The organism is Rhodococcus sp. RDE2 (genome assembly GCF_020885655.1).
Lineage (GTDB): Bacteria > Actinomycetota > Actinomycetes > Mycobacteriales > Mycobacteriaceae > Rhodococcus > Rhodococcus pyridinivorans.
In genome coordinates this window covers 1708208-1726742 of record NZ_AP025186.1, presented here as the reverse complement: position 1 = coordinate 1726742, position 18535 = coordinate 1708208, and the positions used below count along the sequence as shown (strand labels likewise).

At 65.8% G+C, this 18535-nt stretch carries 18 protein-coding genes; 11 read left to right on the top strand and 7 right to left on the bottom strand.

Going from position 1 to position 18535, the window contains the following annotated elements; genetic code table 11:
* Positions 1–172: 172 nt before the first annotated feature.
* Positions 173–1393 (bottom strand): MFS transporter, encoded by a 1221-nt coding sequence (locus LPH33_RS08065; protein WP_229567747.1) that lies wholly within the window; start codon positions 1391–1393, stop codon positions 173–175.
* Positions 1394–1404: 11 nt separating this feature from the next.
* Here LPH33_RS08065 and LPH33_RS08060 point away from each other — a divergent pair, with 11 nt between their 5' ends.
* Positions 1405–2070, top strand: a complete 666-nt coding sequence (locus LPH33_RS08060; RefSeq protein WP_016692114.1) for a FadR/GntR family transcriptional regulator — start codon at positions 1405–1407, stop codon at positions 2068–2070.
* 9 nt (positions 2071–2079) lie between these two features.
* Here the strand turns inward: LPH33_RS08060 and LPH33_RS08055 are convergent, their stop codons facing one another.
* Positions 2080–2439, bottom strand: a complete 360-nt coding sequence (locus LPH33_RS08055) for a hypothetical protein (RefSeq protein WP_059383608.1) — start codon at positions 2437–2439, stop codon at positions 2080–2082.
* A gap of 82 nt (positions 2440–2521) precedes the next feature.
* Between LPH33_RS08055 and LPH33_RS08050 the strand changes: the two genes are divergently transcribed.
* The 3 genes from LPH33_RS08050 (at position 2522) to LPH33_RS08040 (ending at position 4728) form a co-directional block, all read left to right on the top strand.
* Positions 2522–3073, top strand: a complete 552-nt coding sequence (locus LPH33_RS08050; protein ID WP_060654406.1) for a helix-turn-helix domain-containing protein — start codon at positions 2522–2524, stop codon at positions 3071–3073.
* A gap of 140 nt (positions 3074–3213) precedes the next feature.
* Positions 3214–3567 carry a hypothetical protein gene (locus LPH33_RS08045; protein ID WP_229567746.1) on the top strand — a complete coding sequence of 118 codons (354 nt, stop codon included), beginning with the start codon at positions 3214–3216 and terminating at the stop codon, positions 3565–3567.
* Between the two features lie 171 nt (positions 3568–3738).
* Complete coding sequence (locus LPH33_RS08040; RefSeq protein WP_229567745.1) at positions 3739–4728, top strand: rod shape-determining protein; 990 nt, start codon at positions 3739–3741, stop codon at positions 4726–4728.
* A gap of 4 nt (positions 4729–4732) precedes the next feature.
* Here the strand turns inward: LPH33_RS08040 and LPH33_RS08035 are convergent, their stop codons facing one another.
* From LPH33_RS08035 to LPH33_RS08025, 3 genes are all read right to left on the bottom strand, one after another.
* Positions 4733–7561 carry an FtsW/RodA/SpoVE family cell cycle protein gene (locus LPH33_RS08035; protein WP_420714480.1) on the bottom strand — a complete coding sequence of 943 codons (2829 nt, stop codon included), beginning with the start codon at positions 7559–7561 and terminating at the stop codon, positions 4733–4735.
* Entirely contained in the window at positions 7548–8894 is a 1347-nt protein-coding gene (locus LPH33_RS08030) for a hypothetical protein (protein WP_229567743.1), read from the bottom strand. Before LPH33_RS08030 ends, LPH33_RS08035 begins: the two co-directional genes overlap by 14 nt.
* 94 nt (positions 8895–8988) lie before the next feature.
* Positions 8989–9726 carry a hypothetical protein gene (locus tag LPH33_RS08025; RefSeq protein ID WP_229567742.1) on the bottom strand — a complete coding sequence of 246 codons (738 nt, stop codon included), beginning with the start codon at positions 9724–9726 and terminating at the stop codon, positions 8989–8991.
* A gap of 109 nt (positions 9727–9835) precedes the next feature.
* On the opposite strand from LPH33_RS08025, the gene LPH33_RS08020 reads away from it, so the two are divergent.
* Entirely contained in the window at positions 9836–11380 is a 1545-nt protein-coding gene (locus LPH33_RS08020; RefSeq protein WP_229567741.1) for an HD domain-containing phosphohydrolase, read from the top strand.
* Between the two features lie 208 nt (positions 11381–11588).
* On the opposite strand, the gene LPH33_RS08015 is transcribed toward LPH33_RS08020, so the two are convergent.
* Positions 11589–11954, bottom strand: coding sequence for a VOC family protein (locus tag LPH33_RS08015; protein ID WP_120284117.1), 366 nt, complete (start codon positions 11952–11954; stop codon positions 11589–11591).
* Between the two features lie 588 nt (positions 11955–12542).
* On the opposite strand from LPH33_RS08015, the gene LPH33_RS08010 reads away from it, so the two are divergent.
* From LPH33_RS08010 to LPH33_RS07985, 6 genes are all read left to right on the top strand, one after another.
* Complete coding sequence (locus LPH33_RS08010; RefSeq protein WP_229567740.1) at positions 12543–13658, top strand: DNA/RNA non-specific endonuclease; 1116 nt, start codon at positions 12543–12545, stop codon at positions 13656–13658.
* A gap of 382 nt (positions 13659–14040) precedes the next feature.
* Positions 14041–14589 carry a hypothetical protein gene (locus tag LPH33_RS08005; RefSeq protein ID WP_157741812.1) on the top strand — a complete coding sequence of 183 codons (549 nt, stop codon included), beginning with the start codon at positions 14041–14043 and terminating at the stop codon, positions 14587–14589.
* 349 nt (positions 14590–14938) lie between these two features.
* Positions 14939–15499, top strand: coding sequence for a hypothetical protein (locus tag LPH33_RS08000; protein ID WP_229567739.1), 561 nt, complete (start codon positions 14939–14941; stop codon positions 15497–15499).
* 344 nt (positions 15500–15843) lie between these two features.
* On the top strand, positions 15844–16479 hold the full coding sequence (locus LPH33_RS07995) for a hypothetical protein (RefSeq protein WP_156895104.1): 636 nt from the start codon (positions 15844–15846) through the stop codon (positions 16477–16479).
* Positions 16443–17657: a hypothetical protein gene (locus LPH33_RS07990; RefSeq protein ID WP_229567738.1), complete on the top strand. Its 1215-nt coding sequence runs from the start codon at positions 16443–16445 to the stop codon at positions 17655–17657. The genes LPH33_RS07995 and LPH33_RS07990 overlap by 37 nt, the downstream gene beginning before the upstream one ends.
* Positions 17654–18031: a hypothetical protein gene (locus LPH33_RS07985; RefSeq protein WP_229567736.1), complete on the top strand. Its 378-nt coding sequence runs from the start codon at positions 17654–17656 to the stop codon at positions 18029–18031. The genes LPH33_RS07990 and LPH33_RS07985 overlap by 4 nt, the downstream gene beginning before the upstream one ends.
* A gap of 157 nt (positions 18032–18188) precedes the next feature.
* Here LPH33_RS07985 and LPH33_RS07980 read toward each other — a convergent pair whose 3' ends face one another.
* Positions 18189–18395, bottom strand: a complete 207-nt coding sequence (locus tag LPH33_RS07980) for a hypothetical protein (RefSeq protein ID WP_160876250.1) — start codon at positions 18393–18395, stop codon at positions 18189–18191.
* Between the last annotated feature and the right edge of the window lie 140 nt (positions 18396–18535).

The window sequence follows — 18535 nt, the reverse complement described above, 5'->3', positions numbered from 1 at the left end:
TGGGGATCGCAGGGACGGAATCGATGGGGTCACAGCGGTTGCGTGACGCCCATCACCTCGACTCTGTCGACCCGGGCGAGACGATCCAAGGACGCGCCCGCTCAATGGGACGTTCCCGGAAGGCTCAGGACCGAACGACGATTTCGGTGGATCCGGCCCCGCTGAGCGGGGTCTAACCCACCGAGATCGGGCGAGCGTTCCAGCTGTCCTCGACCACCCGCGGCTTGCAGGCCTGATAGGCGCCGGTCACCAACACGGCGACGGCGACGGTCATGAAGGCGAACGAGGCCGTCCAGCCCGAGGTGAGGTCGTGGAAGACACCGAACAGCAGCGGGCCCAGGCACGCGACGGTGTAGCCGACGCCCTGGGTGAATCCCGAGAGAGCGGCGGATCCGGCATGGCTGCGGGAGCGCAGGTTGATGAGCGTCAGGGCCATCGGGAACGTGCTCGGCCCGAGTCCGAGCAGGACGATCCACAAGATGGGCGCGCTCATCGGCGCGATCCACAGACCGGCGAACGCGATGAGGAAGCACGACGCGCACGCCACGACCACGGGGAACGGATTCTCCATCCGCGCGCACAGCGACGGAGCGCCGAACGCGGAGACCAACCCGAGCAGGGCGAACAGTCCCACCATCGCGCCTCCGAAGGCGGGACTGGCTCCGGCGTCGGCGAGGATGTCCGGGATCCACGTGAACATCGAGTAGGTGACGAGCGAGGTCATGCCGAACATGCCGGCCATCCCCCAGCCCACCGGCGACCGCCACACTCTGCCGTCAGTCTTCGGGTCGACGGGAGCCACCTCCCCGGTATCGGCATTCCGATGACGCAGCAGCACCCACACCCACGGGACGGCCGCGGCGAATCCGACGAGCGCCCACACCCCGAGCGAGACGCGCCAGCCGAAGGCGTCGGCGAGGGGAACCGCGACGAAAGCGGGCACGATGGTGCTCAGCTGCACGCCGACGATGTATACCGAGCTGACGAGTGCCAGCGTGTCGGAGAAGTAGCGCTTGACCAGAGGAGGGATGACGACGTTGCCGATGCCCATCCCACCGAGCGCGAGACCCGACAGGAGCAGCAGCGACCACGTGTCGGTCATGAGCGCGCGGGTCGCCATGCCCACGCCGGCCATGAGCATCGCGATCAGCGCGGTGCGTTCGAGTCCCCATCGTCGGCCGAGCGCCGGGGTGGCGAGTCCGAAGGCCGCGAACATCGCGGTCGGGATCATGCCGAAGACACCGACGACCGTGGACGAGAAGCCGATCTCCTCACTGATCTGCGCGGCGAGCGGGCTGAACGAGGTGACCGCAAGTCTCAGCACGAGGGCCGACATCGCGATCGCACAGAACACCAGCAGCCGGCCACGCAGAAGACTCACACCGGAAATCATAGGATGATGGGATGACTTTGGGAAAACCTGTTCAGCGGACGAACCTGATCGAGCAGGTCACCGAGCAGTTGCGCAGTGAGATCTGCAGCGGTCGCTGGAAGGTGGGCGAGAAGATCCCCACCGAACCGCAGCTGTGCGAGTTCACCGGCACCGGACGCAACACCGTCCGCGAGGCCGTGCAGGCACTCGTCCACACCGGCATGCTCGAACGCCGCCAGGGCTCGGGCACCTATGTCATCGCGACCTCCGACGTCACCGGCACCCTCGGCAAATACTTCGCCACCGCCCACGAACGCGACGTCCTCGAACTGCGGCAGGCACTCGACGTCACCGCCGCCGTCCTGGCCGCGCGACGACGCACCCCCGACGACGTGGCCCGGCTCGAGCAGTTGCTCGCCGAACGCAACCGGCTGTTCGCCGGATCCGACACCGACGCCGCGGTGGCCGCCGACGTCGCCTTGCACCGCGGCATCGTCGAGGCCAGCCACAACGCGGTGTACCTCGAGTTCTACGACTCGCTGCTCCCGTCGATCCGGCGGACCATCGACCGGCACGTCCGCGTCACCGGTCTCGGCTTCGAACCGGAACACACCGCTCTGGTCGCCGCCGTGATCGCCGGCGACGAGAACGCGACCGTGGAGGCGGCGCGGGCCCTGTTCGCGGAACTCACCGACTGAGGCCGCCGCTCATCGGACCCCGGCCGAGCGCAGGGCGTCCGCGAGGGTGTACGCCTCCGGAGAGCTCAGGAGAAGTTCGTCGAACTCGACGCCCGGGCCACCCAGCGCGACACGCAGCACCGGATGACCTCGCTTCATGGCGACCAGGCGCTTGATGCCGCGCGGGTGCCGGAAGGTGCCCACCTTCAAGAAGCCGGAGATCACCATGCCCGATCTGATGCCGAGGATCTCGGACGTCCATCCCGGAAGGACCTCCACGCCGGTGATCGCCGAGATCGGCACCTCCATCGCGGATCGGCGGACCATGAAGGCTTCCCACCGAGAGAAGGACAGGTGGAGGGTTGCGTTGTCGTATGTCGTTTCGGCCATGACGTCGGACCTTCCGTCGACGGTAAACTGACTACAGCACTGAGAACATTATCACGGTGATAACAATGATGGGTAGGTACCGATGGCGAAGACGTCCCCGATCGCGGAAGTGGTGCTGCATCCGGTTCGACTGCGGATCGTGCAGCAACTCGGAGGACGGCAGCTGACCACGAGCGAACTCCGGTCGGCACTACCCGACGTCACCCAGGCCACGCTCTACCGGCACGTCGCAGCATTGATCGACGCCGAGATCGTCACCGTCGTCGACGAACGTCGCGTGCGTGGAACCGTAGAACGCACCCTCGCGCTCGGCGACCGCATGGCACACGTCGGCCACGACGACCTCGCGGCGATGAGCGACGCCGAACTGCGCAATGCCTTCGTCACCTTCCTGGGTGCGCTCGGCGAGAGCTTCGACAAGTTCATCGGGGACGACGATCGGAGCCTGCGGGACTATCTGGGTTTCGGGACCACCCCGCTCTACGTCACGACCGACGATCTCGCGGAGATCCAGAGCAGGCTCGCCGACATCCTCGCCCCGTATCGCACGGATACCGGTGACGACCGAATGCGCATCACCCTGACGACCGCGGTGATACCGGCTCCTCCCAGCACTGCTTCCGAAGAGGGGTAGAGGCCGGCAGAGGAGTAGACCTCAGCGGAACTCGTCGACGTGCGCACCGGCCCACTGCGCGAAGATCGTCGTGGGCCGGCCGAAGTCGAACCGATGTCGGACGGTTACGCCTTCCCGTACCGTGTCTGCGGGAGGTAGACATGACAATTGCCGGTTCACTGTTCCGTCTCGCAGGTCCCTTCAACTCCATGGTCATGGCAGCCGCCGGTCTACCCGTCATCGGTAACCGGATCCGTAACTATGTCGCACCGATCACGTACACGGGTCGAAAATCCGGCAGGAAGATCACGTTGCCGATCAGTTACCGACGTTCGGGCGACTCCGTGACGATCGGCGTCGCGATGCCCGACGAGAAGTCCTGGTGGCGCAACTTTCTCGGCGCCGGTGCTCCCATGAGCATCCAACTCGACGACAAGGGACGCACCGGCCACGCCGTCGCGACACGCGACGAACGCGGTCACGTCGAGGTTGTGCTGCAACTCGATCCCGCCTGATCCGGTCACCCGAGACGAGTGGGGCACTCAGCGGCACAACGCGCCATATCATTCCGGTGAACAACGCGCGTAAGGGAATTCGGCGGCGGTAACCTGAGCGGTACACGACATCATCACGATGCCGCTGGACACCATCCGGAAAATTTCGCTGGGATCCTCTCGGAGGCCGACGTGCGTGGATTCGGTATCGATCTCGGAACAGCCAACACCGTCGTCGGAACGCCCGACGAGGGCATAGTCCTCAACGAACCGTCACTGATGATGGTTCGGACGAAGGAACCGCGCCGCGCGCTCGCGATCGGCAAGGAGGCGAGCGACCTCGTCGACCGCACACCCGGTGGGATCACCCCCGTCCACCCGATACGCGACGGGGTGATCGTCGATCTCGAAACGGCACGGACATTCGTCACGGCCGTGCTCGCCCAGCTCGCCCCACGCCGCCGCTACGGCATCCGGCCCATGGGCGTCATCGCGGCTCCCGCCGGGGCCACGCCGCTCGAGCGTCGTGCGCTGCTCGAGGTGGGGCACGAGGCCGGTCTGCGGAAGGTCGGATTGATTCCCGAGCCGGTCGCCGGTGCCATCGGGTGCGGGATCGACCCGCTCGAGCCCCGGACCCATCTCGTCGTCGACATCGGTGGCGGCACTTCGGAAGTCACCGCTCTCTGCTACGGCGGTGTCCTGTCGCACCGCAGTTGCCGCATCGCCGGGGACGACCTGACGAGCGCGATCCTCCGATACCTGCGCGCTGAACACCAGATCATCGTCGGTGAACTCACTGCCGAGCGCGCCAAGGTGGGTGCGCCCGAGACCGCCGACGAACGGTCGCTCGTGGTGGAAGGTCGCGACGCCGCGACCGGCCGCGCGCGTCTGGTGACGCTCGAGACCGAGGAGATCATGGATGCGGTTCGGCCCACCACGACGAGCATCGTGCAGACGCTGTCGAGCTGCCTGGACGACCTGCCGCCGCGTGCGATCAGCGACGTGATGGCCGAAGGCATTCTGGCGATCGGCGGAGGATCGATGCTGCGCGGTGTGCCGCAACTGCTCGAGGAGGCCTTCGGCCTGCCGGTGAAGACCGCCGAGCGTCCCCTCACCTGCGTCGCCGAAGGGGCGACCTCCTGTATCGAACACGCCGACGTGATCGCCGCCTACGCGGCCTGACCCCTCAGGGATTCGGCGTCCGGATCTGCGCGAGGTAGCGCTCGAGCAGACCCTTGACGACCGGTCCCGAGGTGGCCGATCCGAATCCGCCGCCGCGCACCAGCGCCGTCACCACGACCTCCGGCGACTCGGCGGGCACCACCGCGGAGAACCAGGCGTTGAGTCCCTTGCCCGGTGCCGACGGATCCTCTGCCGTGCCGGTCTTGGCGGCGGCCGTGACCGGCAGGCTCGCGAGCTGACCGGCGGTGCCGGCCGACGCCGATGCCCGCATGCCCGCGCGCACCGGTTCGAGCTTGTCGGCGAACGACAACGGCCGCGGTTGCTCGGTAGGAATCGGAACTGCGTCACCGGGTCCGTAGGCGGCAGCAAGCTTCGGGGTCACCATCTGCCCCGACGCGATACCCGCCGTCCACCGCGCGACCTGGATCGGCGTCGCGGTGACAGTGCCCTGCCCGATTCCCATGAGCAGGGTCGAACCCGGATACCAGGCACCTCCGATGCTCTCGACGTTGTCCGGAGTACCGAGGAAGCCCGCGGACTCGGCCGGCAGATCGATCCCCGAGGGGGCACCCGCGCCGAGCTCGGAAGCGATCTGCGCGATGCGGTAGGGACCGAGAAGGTCGGCCAGTTGGTAGAAGTAGACGTTGTCGGACCACTGGATCGCCCCGAGCAGGTTGTTCGGGCCCATCGGCTGCCAGTTGGCGAAGGTGTGACCGCCGTAGGTGTAGGCCGCACCACCCGCCAGGAAGGCATCCGGGGACAGCACGTCGAACGCGGCGTTCGTCGACGCCGTCACGATCTTGAACGTCGACCCCGGTGGCACTGCCGTCTGCACCGCATGGTTGAGCATGCGGCCCGGACCCGATGCCTCGGTCTGCGCCGCGATCGCGGCCAGGTCGGCCGGGGGTCCGTAGACGTTGTTGTCGTAGCCGGGGACGCTGGCCAGCGCCAACACCGCGCCGGTGCGGGCGTCCATCACGACCGCGGCACCGAGGTCGCCTCCGCTGGTGCGCACCGTCTGCGCGAGCGCGTCGGTCGCGGCCTGCTGCATACCGACATCGAGGTGCAACCGCAGGTCGTGGCCGCGGATCGGATCCACCCGCTCCCCCGTGCCCACCGGGCGCCCGGATGGATCGACGTACACGCATTGACGGCCGTCGACGCCGCGCAGCAACGCGTCGTACTGCCGCTCGAGCCCGGCCTTGCCGACCCGTGATCCGAGCGCGAGGGTCGGCCAGAGTTCCATGTCCTGCTCGTCCGCGATGCCGACGTACCCGAGAAGCGAGGCGAGCACCTCTCCGTGCGGGTACTGCCTGCGCCCCGTCGGGTAGACGAGCACCCAGGGCAGCTGAGCGTCCACGATCGCCCGGGCCTGGTCGGGCCCGACTCTCCCGAGCACGACCTGGATGTCCCCGCCGGTACTGCTCCGCAGTTCCTCGTCGAGCTTCTCCGGGGGCATACCGAGCAGGGCGGCGAGTTCGTAGCGCGCCGACGGGACACCCTCGGCGAACATTCGGGCAACCACCGCGACGGTGTACTCGGCGACATTGGTCGCGACGGGAACGCCGGTCCGGTCGAGGATGTGGCCGCGTTCGGCGGGCAGGCGGATGCAGCGCAGCATCTGCGTGTCGCTCGTCGCGCGGAACTCGGTGCCGTGCTCGGTCTGCATCTGCCACGCGAACACCGACATGGCGGCGAGCGAGGCCGTCAGCGTCAGCGCACCCACCGACACTCCTCGCGGCAGACGCCGCTTCTTGGGGTCGGTCACCCACAGCGGCCGGGTCACCCCGTCGCGGCGCACTGCGAGCACCAACCCGATCGAGACGAACCCGATGATCGAGGCGGTGCCCCCGTAGCTGAAGATCGGGATCGGCATGCCGGTGTGCGGTAGCAGCGACAGGCTCTGGGCCACCGACACCACGGTGTGCAGTCCGAACACACCACCGATGCCCGCTGCGACGAGTGCCGCCTCCCGGGTGCGTGCGACGCGGGCGGCGACCACGGAACGCCACACGATGATCACGACGGCCGCCACCACGGCGATGCCGGCGACCAGACCCCACCCGTACACCAGGCTCGCGAAGGCCAGGTCGTGTTCCGACTCGGGGAGATATTGCGCCCGCAGGTCGTAGTCCGGTTCGCGTCCGAGGCCCCACCACCCCGCACTGCCGATCGCGATGTCCGCCTGCCACGCCGCCCACCCCGATCCCTGCGGGTCGGCGTCGTTCGACAGGAAGACGTGGATCCGCTCGAGCTGATACGGACGCAGGAACAACACGGCCATCGGCAGCGACGCGAGCCCGAGCGCGAACAGCGGGAACAGCGACCGCAGCGGGACTCTCGCCAGGATCAGCATGAGCAGCACGGTCGCCACGAGCACGACGGCGGTCGAGAGGTCGGGCTGCAGTGCCACCAGGGCGATCGGCACCGCCGACACGATCAGGACCCCCACGAACCTGCCGAGCGTGTATCCGCCGGCCAGTATCGCGGCGGGCACCATGACCAACGCCAGCTTGGCGATCTCGGAGGGCTGCAGGGTGAACACACCCAGGTCCAGCCAGCGTTGAGCGCCCTTGGTCGCGATGCCCACCAGCGGCACCGCCGCGAGCAGGACCACCGACGCGGTGAACAGTGCCCACCCGAACCGGCTCAGAGCGGCGATCCGCATGCGCGACGTCACCCACATCGCACCGATCCCCACGGCAGCGAGCAGGGCGTGACGCACTGCGAGCGACGACATGCCCGTCGAGATCATATTGAGCATGCCGAGAGCCACCAGGGCGACGGCCGCCGTGACGAGCCAGGGATCGGACGGGTGCCTATCCGCCGTCACGAGAGCCCCCGGGCACGCAGGCGGCATTCTCGACGGGAACGTACATCGGCTCGGACGCGGCCGCTGCAGGGACGGTGGTGACCGCGGCGACGGCGAGTGCCGACCCGGGTGGCAGGTCGACGCTTCCGATGCCGTAGGCCTCCAGGCCTCCCGGTGGCACCGGCACAGTGACCTCCCCGCCCGGCAGTGTCACGCCCGTACATCGGTCGTAGACGGTCAGATTCCATGTGACCGCACCGATATTCGCCGCGGGGTCGAGCCCGACGTCGACGCGCACGGTGCACGATTCTCCCGGCTCGCACGGACCGTTCGCGAAGCTCGCGGCAACCTGCGTGATCGGTCCGGCGCTTCCGGGAAGGCCGGTGTCGACGGGACCGGGCACGCCCGCCTCCGGTGCCGCTTCGGGCACCGGTGGCGGTGGTGAGACCGGATCGATCCGGTCGTCCATCGACGAGTCCACCGGGTCGAGAAGGGTGTGCCAGCCCCGATTCAGTTCCGACCACGCCGTGGGAGCCACCCACACCAGCCCGACGAGCGCGATGATCGCGAGCAGCGCCATGACGGTCCGGCGTCGCGGCAGCCGTCGCTTCTTGCGATGCCACACCTTTCCCGCCGGCGGGCGACGGCGATTCGGGACGAAGGTCCTCTCTTCCGTCAGGCGCGGCACGTTCGTCCACTCCGCCGTACCGTCCACCGGACGAGCAGTTCCCTTCACCACCGAGACGAGCGCGGCGATCTGCGATCGTTTCCTTTCGACCTCGGTTTCGTCGAATTCGGTTGCGGCAGCATAACGAACGCGTCTCGCCAGACCGACGAGATCCGTCGACTCGGCGATCGCCGCGTCCACTCTCTCCTCGAGCGCTTCGTTGCGGCAGTTCGTCACGATTCGGCGAAGAAGATCGGCTGTCGCGTCGCGTACCTCGTCCCAGGAGCGTGCGTTCTTGACGCAGTCGATCGTGAGCTGACCACCCTCGGACACCATCACAGCGTCGCCGCGAAGGCGGATCGGATGGTGACCCCGGGTGTGCGCGAGTTCGAGTTGATCAACCGCATCGGTGACGAGCAGCGCGGCCTGCGCAGGCGTCAAAGTCGCTACGGCAAGCAGTCTTCCGAGTTCTACGCCGCCGCCCCCTGCGTCGTCGTCCGTCCGAGTGGGCGGTCCGGATCGAACCTCGACGGACTCGTAGTCTCTCGCATGGATTCCCAAGACTGCTTCGATCATCGCGCATCCCGAAAACGCCAGGCCTCCCGCAAGTGTCAGCCAGACCGGAGCGGGCGGGTGAATTGACCTTGAATTGCCTTTCCCACTTGACGACTCGTTACCGAAATCCATTGTGTGTCATTTGCGCAAGAGTTGCCTCGACTTTCGAACGAAACCTTGCGACACTCCCGCCCCGGAGACTGTTACCCCCGGGAACACCCACCGATCACTCGCCGTCCGCATACACCGTGTCGGGACGTGCCGGGAAGTGACGCCGAGCGTCGAACGGTTCGAGCCAGACCTGCACCGTGGCGAACAGTCCGCGCTGCGGGAGCCGGAAGTCACCGAGGCGGTCCTGCTGGGTCAGTGGACCTTCCGGCCCGAGATCCACTCCACCGACGACAGCGCGCTCGGTGTGCGCGGCCCACAGCTGCCGCGGGTTGGCCCGGAACCACTGCCCGTTCGGCAGGTGCCCACCGAGCCGCATCCGGCCGGCGCCGAGCACCGGTCCGGCGACGCGACCCATCGCGGCCAGCACCGCCGGGCTGTGCCAGAGGGCGTCGGGCATCAGACTGCCCGCCGCGTTCATGAGGGTGGTCGCCGGCGAGGTGGTCATCCGGAGATCCCACTCCAGTTCGCCACCGACCGTCACATGCAGGTCGGCCGGTCCGGTCCACTCGGCGCGCACGTCGGTCTGCTCGGTGCGGCTCAGCGCGCGACCGAGATAGCGCGGGCAGCTCAGCTCGGCGGGCACGTCGCTGTAGACAGTCCACGTGCCGGCCGGGTTGCGGTGCCAGACGGACGTGAAGCCGTCGCCGATGCTGTTGATCGGGAATCCGCGCAGCGCGAGATAGTGGCCGCTCGCGAACGGCGCGCCGATCACGGCGTAGCCGGCGAAACGCTCTCCGGAAACCCGGGGCAGTTCGCAGGACTGCTGGGCGGCTGCGTGCGGGGTGATGGTCATCTCGTCCTCCTCGATTGCGGGTACTTCGATCCTGTGCTCGCCGCGTCCGCACGTCATGAGGCCGCTGCCTCATCTTTCGGACCGGGCATCGTGCGAGGACACTGATTCCATGACGTCCACGGGTGACGGTCCGCGACGGGCGGAACTGGTCGCCGCGCTGTCCCTCGCCATCGATCTGGGTCTCGGTCAGCCGATGGAGCACATGCTGCGCTCGGCAGTGATCGCCACGCGCATCGCCGACCGGATGGGGCTGAGCGCCGACCAGCGGGACGTCGTCTTCTACGCCAACCTGGTGGCCTGGATCGGGTGCCACGCGGACTCCCACGAACTGGCACGGATGTTCGGCGACGACATCGCGTTCCGCGCCGACACCTACGCGGTGGACATGACGGGGCTCCCCTTCTTCCGCATGCTGATGGGCCACAGTGGGCGGGGACTGCCGTACGCGGAGCGTTTCCTCCACGCCACGACCTTCCTGTTCACGGCGCGTCGGCAGGTGTCCGAACTCATCCGGTCCCACTGCGGGTCCGCGAGTGTTCTCTCCGACCGCGTCGGGTTGGACCCTCGCGTGAGCGGCATGCTGACCTTCACCTTCGAGCGCTGGGACGGCGCGGGGCTACCCACGGGCGTTCGCGGTGACGAGATTCCCGTCGAGATGCAGATCGTGCAGCTGGCCGATGTCGCGGAGGTGTACGTGCGTCTCGGTGGGCCAGCGCAGGCGGTCACTGTCGCTCGTGCGCGAAGCGGAACCCAGTTCGGTCCTCGTGTGGTGCAGGTGTTCGTCGACGACGTCGACGCCATCACGGCGGGTGTCCTCGAACAGGACGCATGGTCGGCGGCGCTCGCCCAGGCGTCCGATCGTGACTACATCCTGAGCAGACCCGAACTGGACGAGATGCTGCGCGCGATGGCGGATTTCGTCGACCTCAAATGTCCTTACCTATTGGGGCATTCGAGACGCGTGGCGGATCTGGCGGCGGCCGCGGGCCGGCATCGCGGACTTCCGGTCGCGGAGGTCGAACTCCTCTACCGCGCGGGTCTCGTGCACGGACTGGGACGGATGGGTGTGCCCAATCAGATCTGGGAGAAGGTCGGCCCGCTCACCACCGCGGAATGGGAGCGGGTCCGCTTGTATCCGTATCTGACCGGACGGATCCTCAGCCGCGTCGGCGGGCTGGAGCCGGTCGTCGCGGTTGCTGTGACGCACCGCGAGCGACTCGACGGTTCCGGATATCCCGGCGGACTCCGGGCCGCCGATCTGGGCGTGACGGCGCGGATCCTCGCCGCCGCGGAGACCTATCAGCGGCTACGAGAGCCTCGACCGCACCGCAAGGCACTGACGGCCGAGGCCGCGGCGGCCAGGATGTGCCGCGACGCGCAGGCTGGTCGACTCGACACCGAAGCGGTCGAGGCCGTGCTGCTCGCGGTGGGGCATCCGACGAAGCGACGCGCGCCCTGGCCTGCGGGACTGACGGGTCGCGAGGTGGAGATCCTCAGACTCGTCGCTCTGGGGTATTCGAACCGGCAGATCGCCGACGAGCTGGGTATCGCGCACAAGACGACCCGTAATCACGTCGAGCACGTGTACACGAAGCTCGACGTCCACAACCGCACGCAGGCAGGGCTCGCCGCCATCGACCTCGGCCTCAGCTGATTTATGTGGATCCGGCCCCGCTTTCCGGGGTCGAGCCCACACAATCAGGGTCCGCATCAGGCGATGTGCCAGATGTATGCCGACGTACTACAGGACTGGGTACTTCCTCGCCTCCGCACGCGACGACGCGACGAGCCGGAAGATCTGGTGTTCTCGACCGTCATATACGCCGTCGAGAACACCGGATCGGAACGGCGTCCTCGTCCCCTTACCGCGGATCGTCGGAGTGGCTGACGACGTTGACGACCGTGCCGTCCGGTGCGCGCACGAAGAACCGCCGCACTCCCCACGGCTCCGTCGTCAGCGGATACACGATCTCGAACCCCCGACGCTGCGCTTCCTCGTAGGCCGCCTCCACCTCGTCGCCGACGTGGACGGAGATCGCCGAGTCCACAGGAGCACTCTCGTCACCGCTCACCAACTGGACCACAGCACGACCGTCGGGAGTGGTGAACCGCGCAACCCACCCGAGGTTCATCTCTTCGACGCTCAACCCCAGATAGTCCGCGTAAAAGCTCCGCGCCTCCCCGATGTCCGGGACGTTGATATTCGTGGTGATGCCGGTCGGACGCATGCGGTCACTCCTTCGACGATCCTCGGTGGATTCGACCCGCTCAGCGGGGTTCATTCCACACAAATCGGGTGATGGGTCATCTCGAATTGGAGTACACCACTACTCGCGCTTCGGAGTCCCGAGAATGAGTACGCAACCCGGACAGTGGCGGCTGTTGGACGAAGCCGAGGCCGCCGCACTCTCTCTGGCCGACGAATCGCACACCCCGCCCCGAGAGGGATGAACTCACCGTCGCTCTGCGAAAGTTCATCCGCACCAAGGGCGCCGACTACCTCGATGATCCGAACGTCTCGTCTGTCGGCGTCGGATACAAGCATGTGGACGGCAAACCCACCGACGAGCTCGCCGTGCAGTTCACAGTGAATGAGAAGGTATCGGACCCCGAAGCTCTCGAAGCATTGGGCACCTCCCCGCTTCCCGAGAGCATCACCGTGAACGGTGTGAAGGTCCCGACCGATGTGATCGAGCGGTCGTACGAACCCGCATTCCATCGCGCCCCGGAAGCAGCGACGCCGCCCCGGAAGACGCGACGACAACCGGATAGGACGACTCGTGCGGTCGCACCTGGGGCCGGCCGGGGACTGTGCCGTGGCGACGGTCAAGGATCGGCAGTTCGATCCGGAGATCTGCGGGCTCGGCACGAAGTCCATCGGTGGGTTCGAAATCGGACCCGACCCGAAACACCCCGCAGCCGACGGTGAGATCAGCAGCGGCGGCGACTCGGGATCGGCATGGATGTTCCGGTCCGGAACCGGCGCGGCGACCACAGTCTTTGCCGGCCTGCATTTCGCCGGGGAGGCCAACGGCAGCTCCGACGAGCACGCGCTGGCGTGCCTGCCGCAATCCGTCTTCGAGAAGCTGGGGGTGACCTTCACCCCGCCCGCGTCGGAAGAGGTGGTCGCGGCCGTCGGTTACGACCCGAACTTCCTGTCGACGCCCGTCCCGCTTCCCGAAGTGACGGCCGAGGTGAAGCCCGACCTCGCGAAGGCGAACGACGGCTCCGAGGTGCTGCAGTACACGCACTTCTCGCTGACGATGCGGAGGTCGCGCCGGTTCGCGGCCTGGGTGGCGTGGAACATCGACGGCGGATCCATGAAGAAGCTCAACCGGAAGAACATCGACTTCGTCAAGGATCCACGTCTGGCGGCGGACGCCCAGGTCGGCAACGAGCTGTACCGGGCGAACCGACTCGACCGTGGGCACCTTGCACGACGCGCCGACCTGCTGTGGGGCAGCATGAGCGAAGCGAACAAGGCGAACAGAGACTCGTTCTTCTACACCAACATCACCCCGCAGATGGACGACTTCAACCAGAGTGCCCGCGACGGCGTCTGGGGCAAGCTCGAGGACGCGGTCTTCGCAGACGTCGACGTCGACGACCTGAAGGTGTCGGCGTTCGGCGGCCCGGTGTTCGCGGACGATGACCGCGAGTTCAGGAGGGTGAAGATCCCCCGCGAGTTCTGGAAGGTGCTCGTGTTCATGGAGAACGGCGAGCTTGAGGAGCAAGGCTTCCTACTGAGACAGAACCTCGATCAGATCGAGGTGCTCGACCTCGACGAGTTCCGGCTCTTCCAGGTTCCGCTGGCCGAGATCGAACAACGCGCCCGGCTGCGGTTCCCGCAGGCGTTGCGAGATGCGGATCTGCAGGTCGCGACGGAGGCGATCACCGAACCGCTGGATTCGGTGGCAGCCATCCACTGGTGACGTCTCGTATAGGCGTGAGAACGGTTTCGTCCCTATAACTCTCGCGCGCTGAACCGAGGCTCGCCCCGCGTGTAGCGCGAGCGAACCTCGGTTCAGCGCGTCAAGTTGCGCCTGTTACAGTCTCCGCGCTGGTCTCGAGGGGCCGAGATCATGACGGAGGGGGCACGTGAAGTCTTTTCTGCTGCGCAGGGTGCTGCCGATAGTCGGCGGGATAACGGCGCTGCTGCTACTTCCTCGGGTGTCCGCGCTCCTGGGTCCCGAGATTCCATCGGTACCGACCTTGGTACCGACGACATCCGCTCCATCCACACAAACGAGCCCACGAACCCTTCCCCCGCCATTGCCGGAGGGGTTCCCCTCCATGTTGCGTCCACCGCCTCAAATGACCGCCGCGCCGGGCGGTCCGCAACCGATCAGCACCAGATACGGTCTCACATACGATATTCCGGCGGACTGGACCAACGACTACCGCTCTATCGCTGGGTGGTCGAACAAGGACGACCGGGCGAGCTTCGGGGCAATCGGGCATTTCGGCGAAGGGTACTGCTCGGAGAACGACGGCGCTCAACTGGCGATGTCGGGTGCCGCAGGTTCACGGGACCTCGATCTTCTCGCGGTCGCGTCGAAGGAGATTCGAGCTGTCGAGTGGATCTTCGGTGACGACGCGGGCACACTACCGACGGTCGAGTACGCCGAACCTGTGTGGTTCGAAGTGGCCGGCCGTCCGGCCGTCCGACTCTCCGCCCACGTCACGGACATCCCGCAGGTCAGCGAGTGTGACCCCGAAGCCGCCTTATTCGACATTGTTGCGACACCTGGATACGCCAGTGCGGAAACCATGGTGCTGATGGTCGAGATACACGAAGGCATCGACGGCGCATACGATGTCGGTGTCGCAGACGAGATCATTGGGACACTCCGGCCGACGTAAGCAACTTACCAAGGCCAGCACCACCTCGACCGACCTGCGAAATCCACGGGCGGCAACGTGCGGCCACGCACCGCGCTCGACGAGTCCAATGGGCCACCTGTTACAGTCTCCGCGCTGGTCTCGAGGGGGTCGAGATCAAGCCGAAGGGGGGCGCGTGAAGTCGTTTCTGCTGCGTAAGGTACTGCCGATAATCGGCGGGATAACAGCACTGTTGCTACTTCCTCGGGTGTCCTCGTTTCTCGGTCCCGAAGTCCCGTCCGTATCTACCTTGGTGCCGACCACGGTCGCGGCACCGAGCCCTTCTACACCGCAGACCACGCGACCTCCCCTTCCGGAGGGTTTTCCCTCCATGTTGTTTCCCCCACCGAAGATCGACGTCGAGCCAGGGCAAACGCAACCGATCGACACCAGATACGGCCTCACCTATGAGATTCCGGCGGACTGGAAGAACGACCACGGCGCTAGCTCCGGATGGTCCGGTGAGGAAGGTCATGCCGTCTACGGCAGCGTCGGTTCGTTCGGCTACGGGTCCTGTCCCGAAAAGGACGGAGGCTGGCTGGCGATGTCCGGCGTGGCGGGCTCGCGAGGTATCGACCTCGAAACCGTAGCTACCGAGAGGATCCGAGACGTCGAGTGGATCTTCGACGACAACGCCGGCACGCGGCCGACAGTCGAGTACACCGCACCCGTATGGTTCGAGATCGCTGACCGCCCCGCCATTCGAATTTCCGCCCGTATCACTGATATTCCGGAGGTCAGTGGTTGCGAACCCGACGCCGCCCGGTTCGACATCGTTGCCACCCCGGGCTATGCGACGGCGCAGACCATGGTGTTGATGGTGCAGGTCAACGAAGGCGCGTACGACGTCGATGCCGCCGACGACATCATCGCAACGCTCCGACCGTCTTGATCGACTTTTGGACTCATTGACACCGCAGCACTGTGCAGATCCCAGTCGATGGAGCTCTCGTCGAGTGCACTCGACGAGACGAACCGCGGCACCTGTTACAGTCTCCGCGCTGATCTCGAGGGGGTCGAGATCCAGTCGGGAGGGGGCACGTGAAGTCGTTTCTGTTGCGCACCGTACTGCCTATTGCAGGAGGGATGGCAGCAATCCTGCTGCTACCGCGGGTGTCCTCGATTGTCGGCCCTGACGTCCCCTCGGTTCCGACTTTGGTGCCGACTACCTCCGCGCCATCGGCACCGGTGGGTCCACGAACCTCTCCCCCGCCATTGCAGGAGGGGTTCCCCTCGATGCTGCGCCCACCGCCTCAGATGACCGCCGCTCCAGGTGCGCCGCAACCGATCAGCACGAGATACGGTCTTACATACGATATTCCGGCGGACTGGACCAACGACTACCGTTCTATCGCCGGATGGTCCAACGAGAACGACAAGGCCAGTTATGGAGCTGTCGGGTTCTTCGGTTACGGTTATTGCCCGGAGGAAGACGGGGGCTGGCTTGCGATCTCCGGCGCGGCAGGTTCGCGGGACCTGGACCTCGAATCGGTAGCGCAACAAGAGGTCCGCGCCGTCGAGTGGATTTTCGACGACAATGCCGGAACATTGCCGACGGTCGAGTACACCGGCCCCGTATGGTTCGAAGTCGCAGGGCGGCCCGCGGTCCGCGTCTCAGCCCTCGTTACCGATATCCCGCGAATCAGTTCGTGCGAACCAGGCTCGGCCCGCTTCGATGTCGTGGCGACGCCAGGTTACGCCACCGCAGAAACCATGGTGTTGATGGTCGAAGTCCACCAGGATATCGATGGCGCGTACGAGGGCGGGGTTGCAGACGACATCATTTCGACGCTTCGACCCACCAAACGAAGCGCATCAAGAAGACAGAAAGTGTCATGGGCGAAACATTCAAGGCAGCTCCCGAAGAAGTAGCCGGAGCCGCTGTGTTATTCGATGACATTGCCGACGACGCCTCGGCCTCCACCGACTACATACGTGCGGAATGCAGTGTTCAGCAAGGATTGGGCGCAGGTGTACTTGCACTATTGAGCGCCCCTCTGGCAGCGACCGCGGACTTCATGTCTTCCCGGTACGGCGGCTTGGCGGCGGTTACTCGGTCGACCGGTGTGGAGCTCAACCGAGTTGCGTGGATGTACGCAGACCAAGAGGCCCAAACATATGACGCTCTCAACGCGAACATATTGTTCGAAGAGCTGATCGACGCCCACTACGACCCGTACACCCCAGCGCCCGGCCCCGCAGCTCCGTTCCTCGACCCGGTGACTTACCGGAAGGCAGAGGAAGTAGACCTTCCGCTGTCCGAAGTAGGAGCCGAGGATATTCGGCAAGTCATCGCGGACGCAGCAGGTTGGCTCGGAGATGTAGACGACGCGATTCACGCTGCAACGGGATGGAGTCCGCTCCTGCAGTTCGTGGAGCCATTGACGGGAAACTGGAACGAACTGAAGCGTATCGGCGACGCATACCGCATCGCAGCCGAAGGTATGGAAACGTGTGGTTCCAACGTCCGTACCGGCTATGAACAACTCGATCCGCATTGGGACGGTGCGGCCGCTCAGAGCTTCACGGAGCATGCTGAACGCCAAGCAGCAGCTATGGAGTGGGAAGGCCCGGTAGGCCGAGTAGCGAAAGAGATGTGCTTCTTCACCTCCGACAAGGTCAGGCAGGCGGCGATAAGCGGGGTTCAGCGACTCGCCACGATGTTGGAGGAGGAAGTCTCACTCGAGAACACCACCCAGGCATTGAAGTTCGCCGTCAAGAAGATTCCCTGGATCGGCACGTACATCCAGGTGAACGCCATTGTCGAGATCATCAAACAAGCGGCTTCGCAGATCGATGATCTCGTCAATGGCGTGCGGGAGATAGTCGAGGCGCTCGAAGGATTCCTTGCAGCGATGGCATCTCCGTCCGGCTATCTCAACGAGAAGTTCGAAGAGAAGCTTGCACCGATAACCGACGCTTACAACGACACCAAGACCAAGGCCGAACTGGCCATGGACATCACCAGCGTGGCCGATGCAGACGATACATACAATGCCCCCAAGTCCGGCTATGTCGTCGGCGACGATCCCTGGGCGGATGCCGTATGAGAGATGTCCCCTTCCATCTGGAAGCAGCCGTCCGAAGGATCCAGGACGCCGGATACACCATCGACACCCATCGCATCCGTGCCGACCATGTGTCCAACGGTGACTGGGATACGCGGATAGACGTCGACGAAGCACTGATGAGCCGGCTCGCAGGAACCGATACCGCCTCCGACTCGCTTCGAGCCTTCGCGTCCCGCGTCGACGCAGGCACAGCCGAGTGGCACGACATCGAACGGATCCTTCGCACTCTCCCACCGGAGGTGACCGAACTGAAGACATCGAAGCACTACCGCTGGTGTTGGGATTATCAGCCATCTGCTGCAAGGCCGGTCGAGGACGAGCCAGAGCCATACAGAATTCCTTGGCAGCGATGATCGACGATCACGTGCAATCGATGTAGAAATACCCGGCGGACGCGGATTGCGAGGTGGTGCAGCTCCGCCTGATTTGTGGTTCCAGCCCCGGATCGCGGGGCTGGAACCACGCAAGTCGTCGTCGCGTCAGCATCGACGGCCAGGACATCGCGCAGCGTCAGGTGGTGACCGCGAACCCAGCGCGTAGCCGATCGAGCTGCTCCGGTGTCAGGGCCGTCGCGAATCGCTTCTTCTTGCCGCCGCTCGACGGATGGTCGAGATAGACGAACGCTCGGGGACGGCCGTCGTGAACGTGTTCGGCGTATCGGTGCTCTCCGTCGAGACCCAGGTCGAACAATTGTGAGACCTCCCGAGCCGCGTGCACACCGATGACTGCAAAGACCCGGCTTCTGACGCGGCGGACAACACCTGCGGGAGGTATTTCGTCGCACATGTGTGACGCGCCTCGGCAACACCGATCTCATTCCTGCTCTTACCCTGATTCCACCGAAAGACCGACTGCGT

Coding starts and splice junctions, on each gene's coding strand:
- LPH33_RS08065 (WP_229567747.1), bottom strand. CDS start 1,393: ATGATTTCCGGTGTGAGTCTTCTGCGTGGCCGGCTGCTGGTGTTCTGT.
- LPH33_RS08060 (WP_016692114.1), top strand. CDS start 1,405: ATGACTTTGGGAAAACCTGTTCAGCGGACGAACCTGATCGAGCAGGTC.
- LPH33_RS08055 (WP_059383608.1), bottom strand. CDS start 2,439: ATGGCCGAAACGACATACGACAACGCAACCCTCCACCTGTCCTTCTCT.
- LPH33_RS08050 (WP_060654406.1), top strand. CDS start 2,522: ATGGCGAAGACGTCCCCGATCGCGGAAGTGGTGCTGCATCCGGTTCGA.
- LPH33_RS08045 (WP_229567746.1), top strand. CDS start 3,214: ATGACAATTGCCGGTTCACTGTTCCGTCTCGCAGGTCCCTTCAACTCC.
- LPH33_RS08030 (WP_229567743.1), bottom strand. CDS start 8,894: ATGGATTTCGGTAACGAGTCGTCAAGTGGGAAAGGCAATTCAAGGTCA.
- LPH33_RS08025 (WP_229567742.1), bottom strand. CDS start 9,726: ATGACCATCACCCCGCACGCAGCCGCCCAGCAGTCCTGCGAACTGCCC.
- LPH33_RS08020 (WP_229567741.1), top strand. CDS start 9,836: ATGACGTCCACGGGTGACGGTCCGCGACGGGCGGAACTGGTCGCCGCG.
- LPH33_RS08015 (WP_120284117.1), bottom strand. CDS start 11,954: ATGCGTCCGACCGGCATCACCACGAATATCAACGTCCCGGACATCGGG.
- LPH33_RS08005 (WP_157741812.1), top strand. CDS start 14,041: ATGACCGCCGCGCCGGGCGGTCCGCAACCGATCAGCACCAGATACGGT.
- LPH33_RS08000 (WP_229567739.1), top strand. CDS start 14,939: ATGTTGTTTCCCCCACCGAAGATCGACGTCGAGCCAGGGCAAACGCAA.
- LPH33_RS07995 (WP_156895104.1), top strand. CDS start 15,844: ATGCTGCGCCCACCGCCTCAGATGACCGCCGCTCCAGGTGCGCCGCAA.
- LPH33_RS07990 (WP_229567738.1), top strand. CDS start 16,443: ATGGGCGAAACATTCAAGGCAGCTCCCGAAGAAGTAGCCGGAGCCGCT.
- LPH33_RS07985 (WP_229567736.1), top strand. CDS start 17,654: ATGAGAGATGTCCCCTTCCATCTGGAAGCAGCCGTCCGAAGGATCCAG.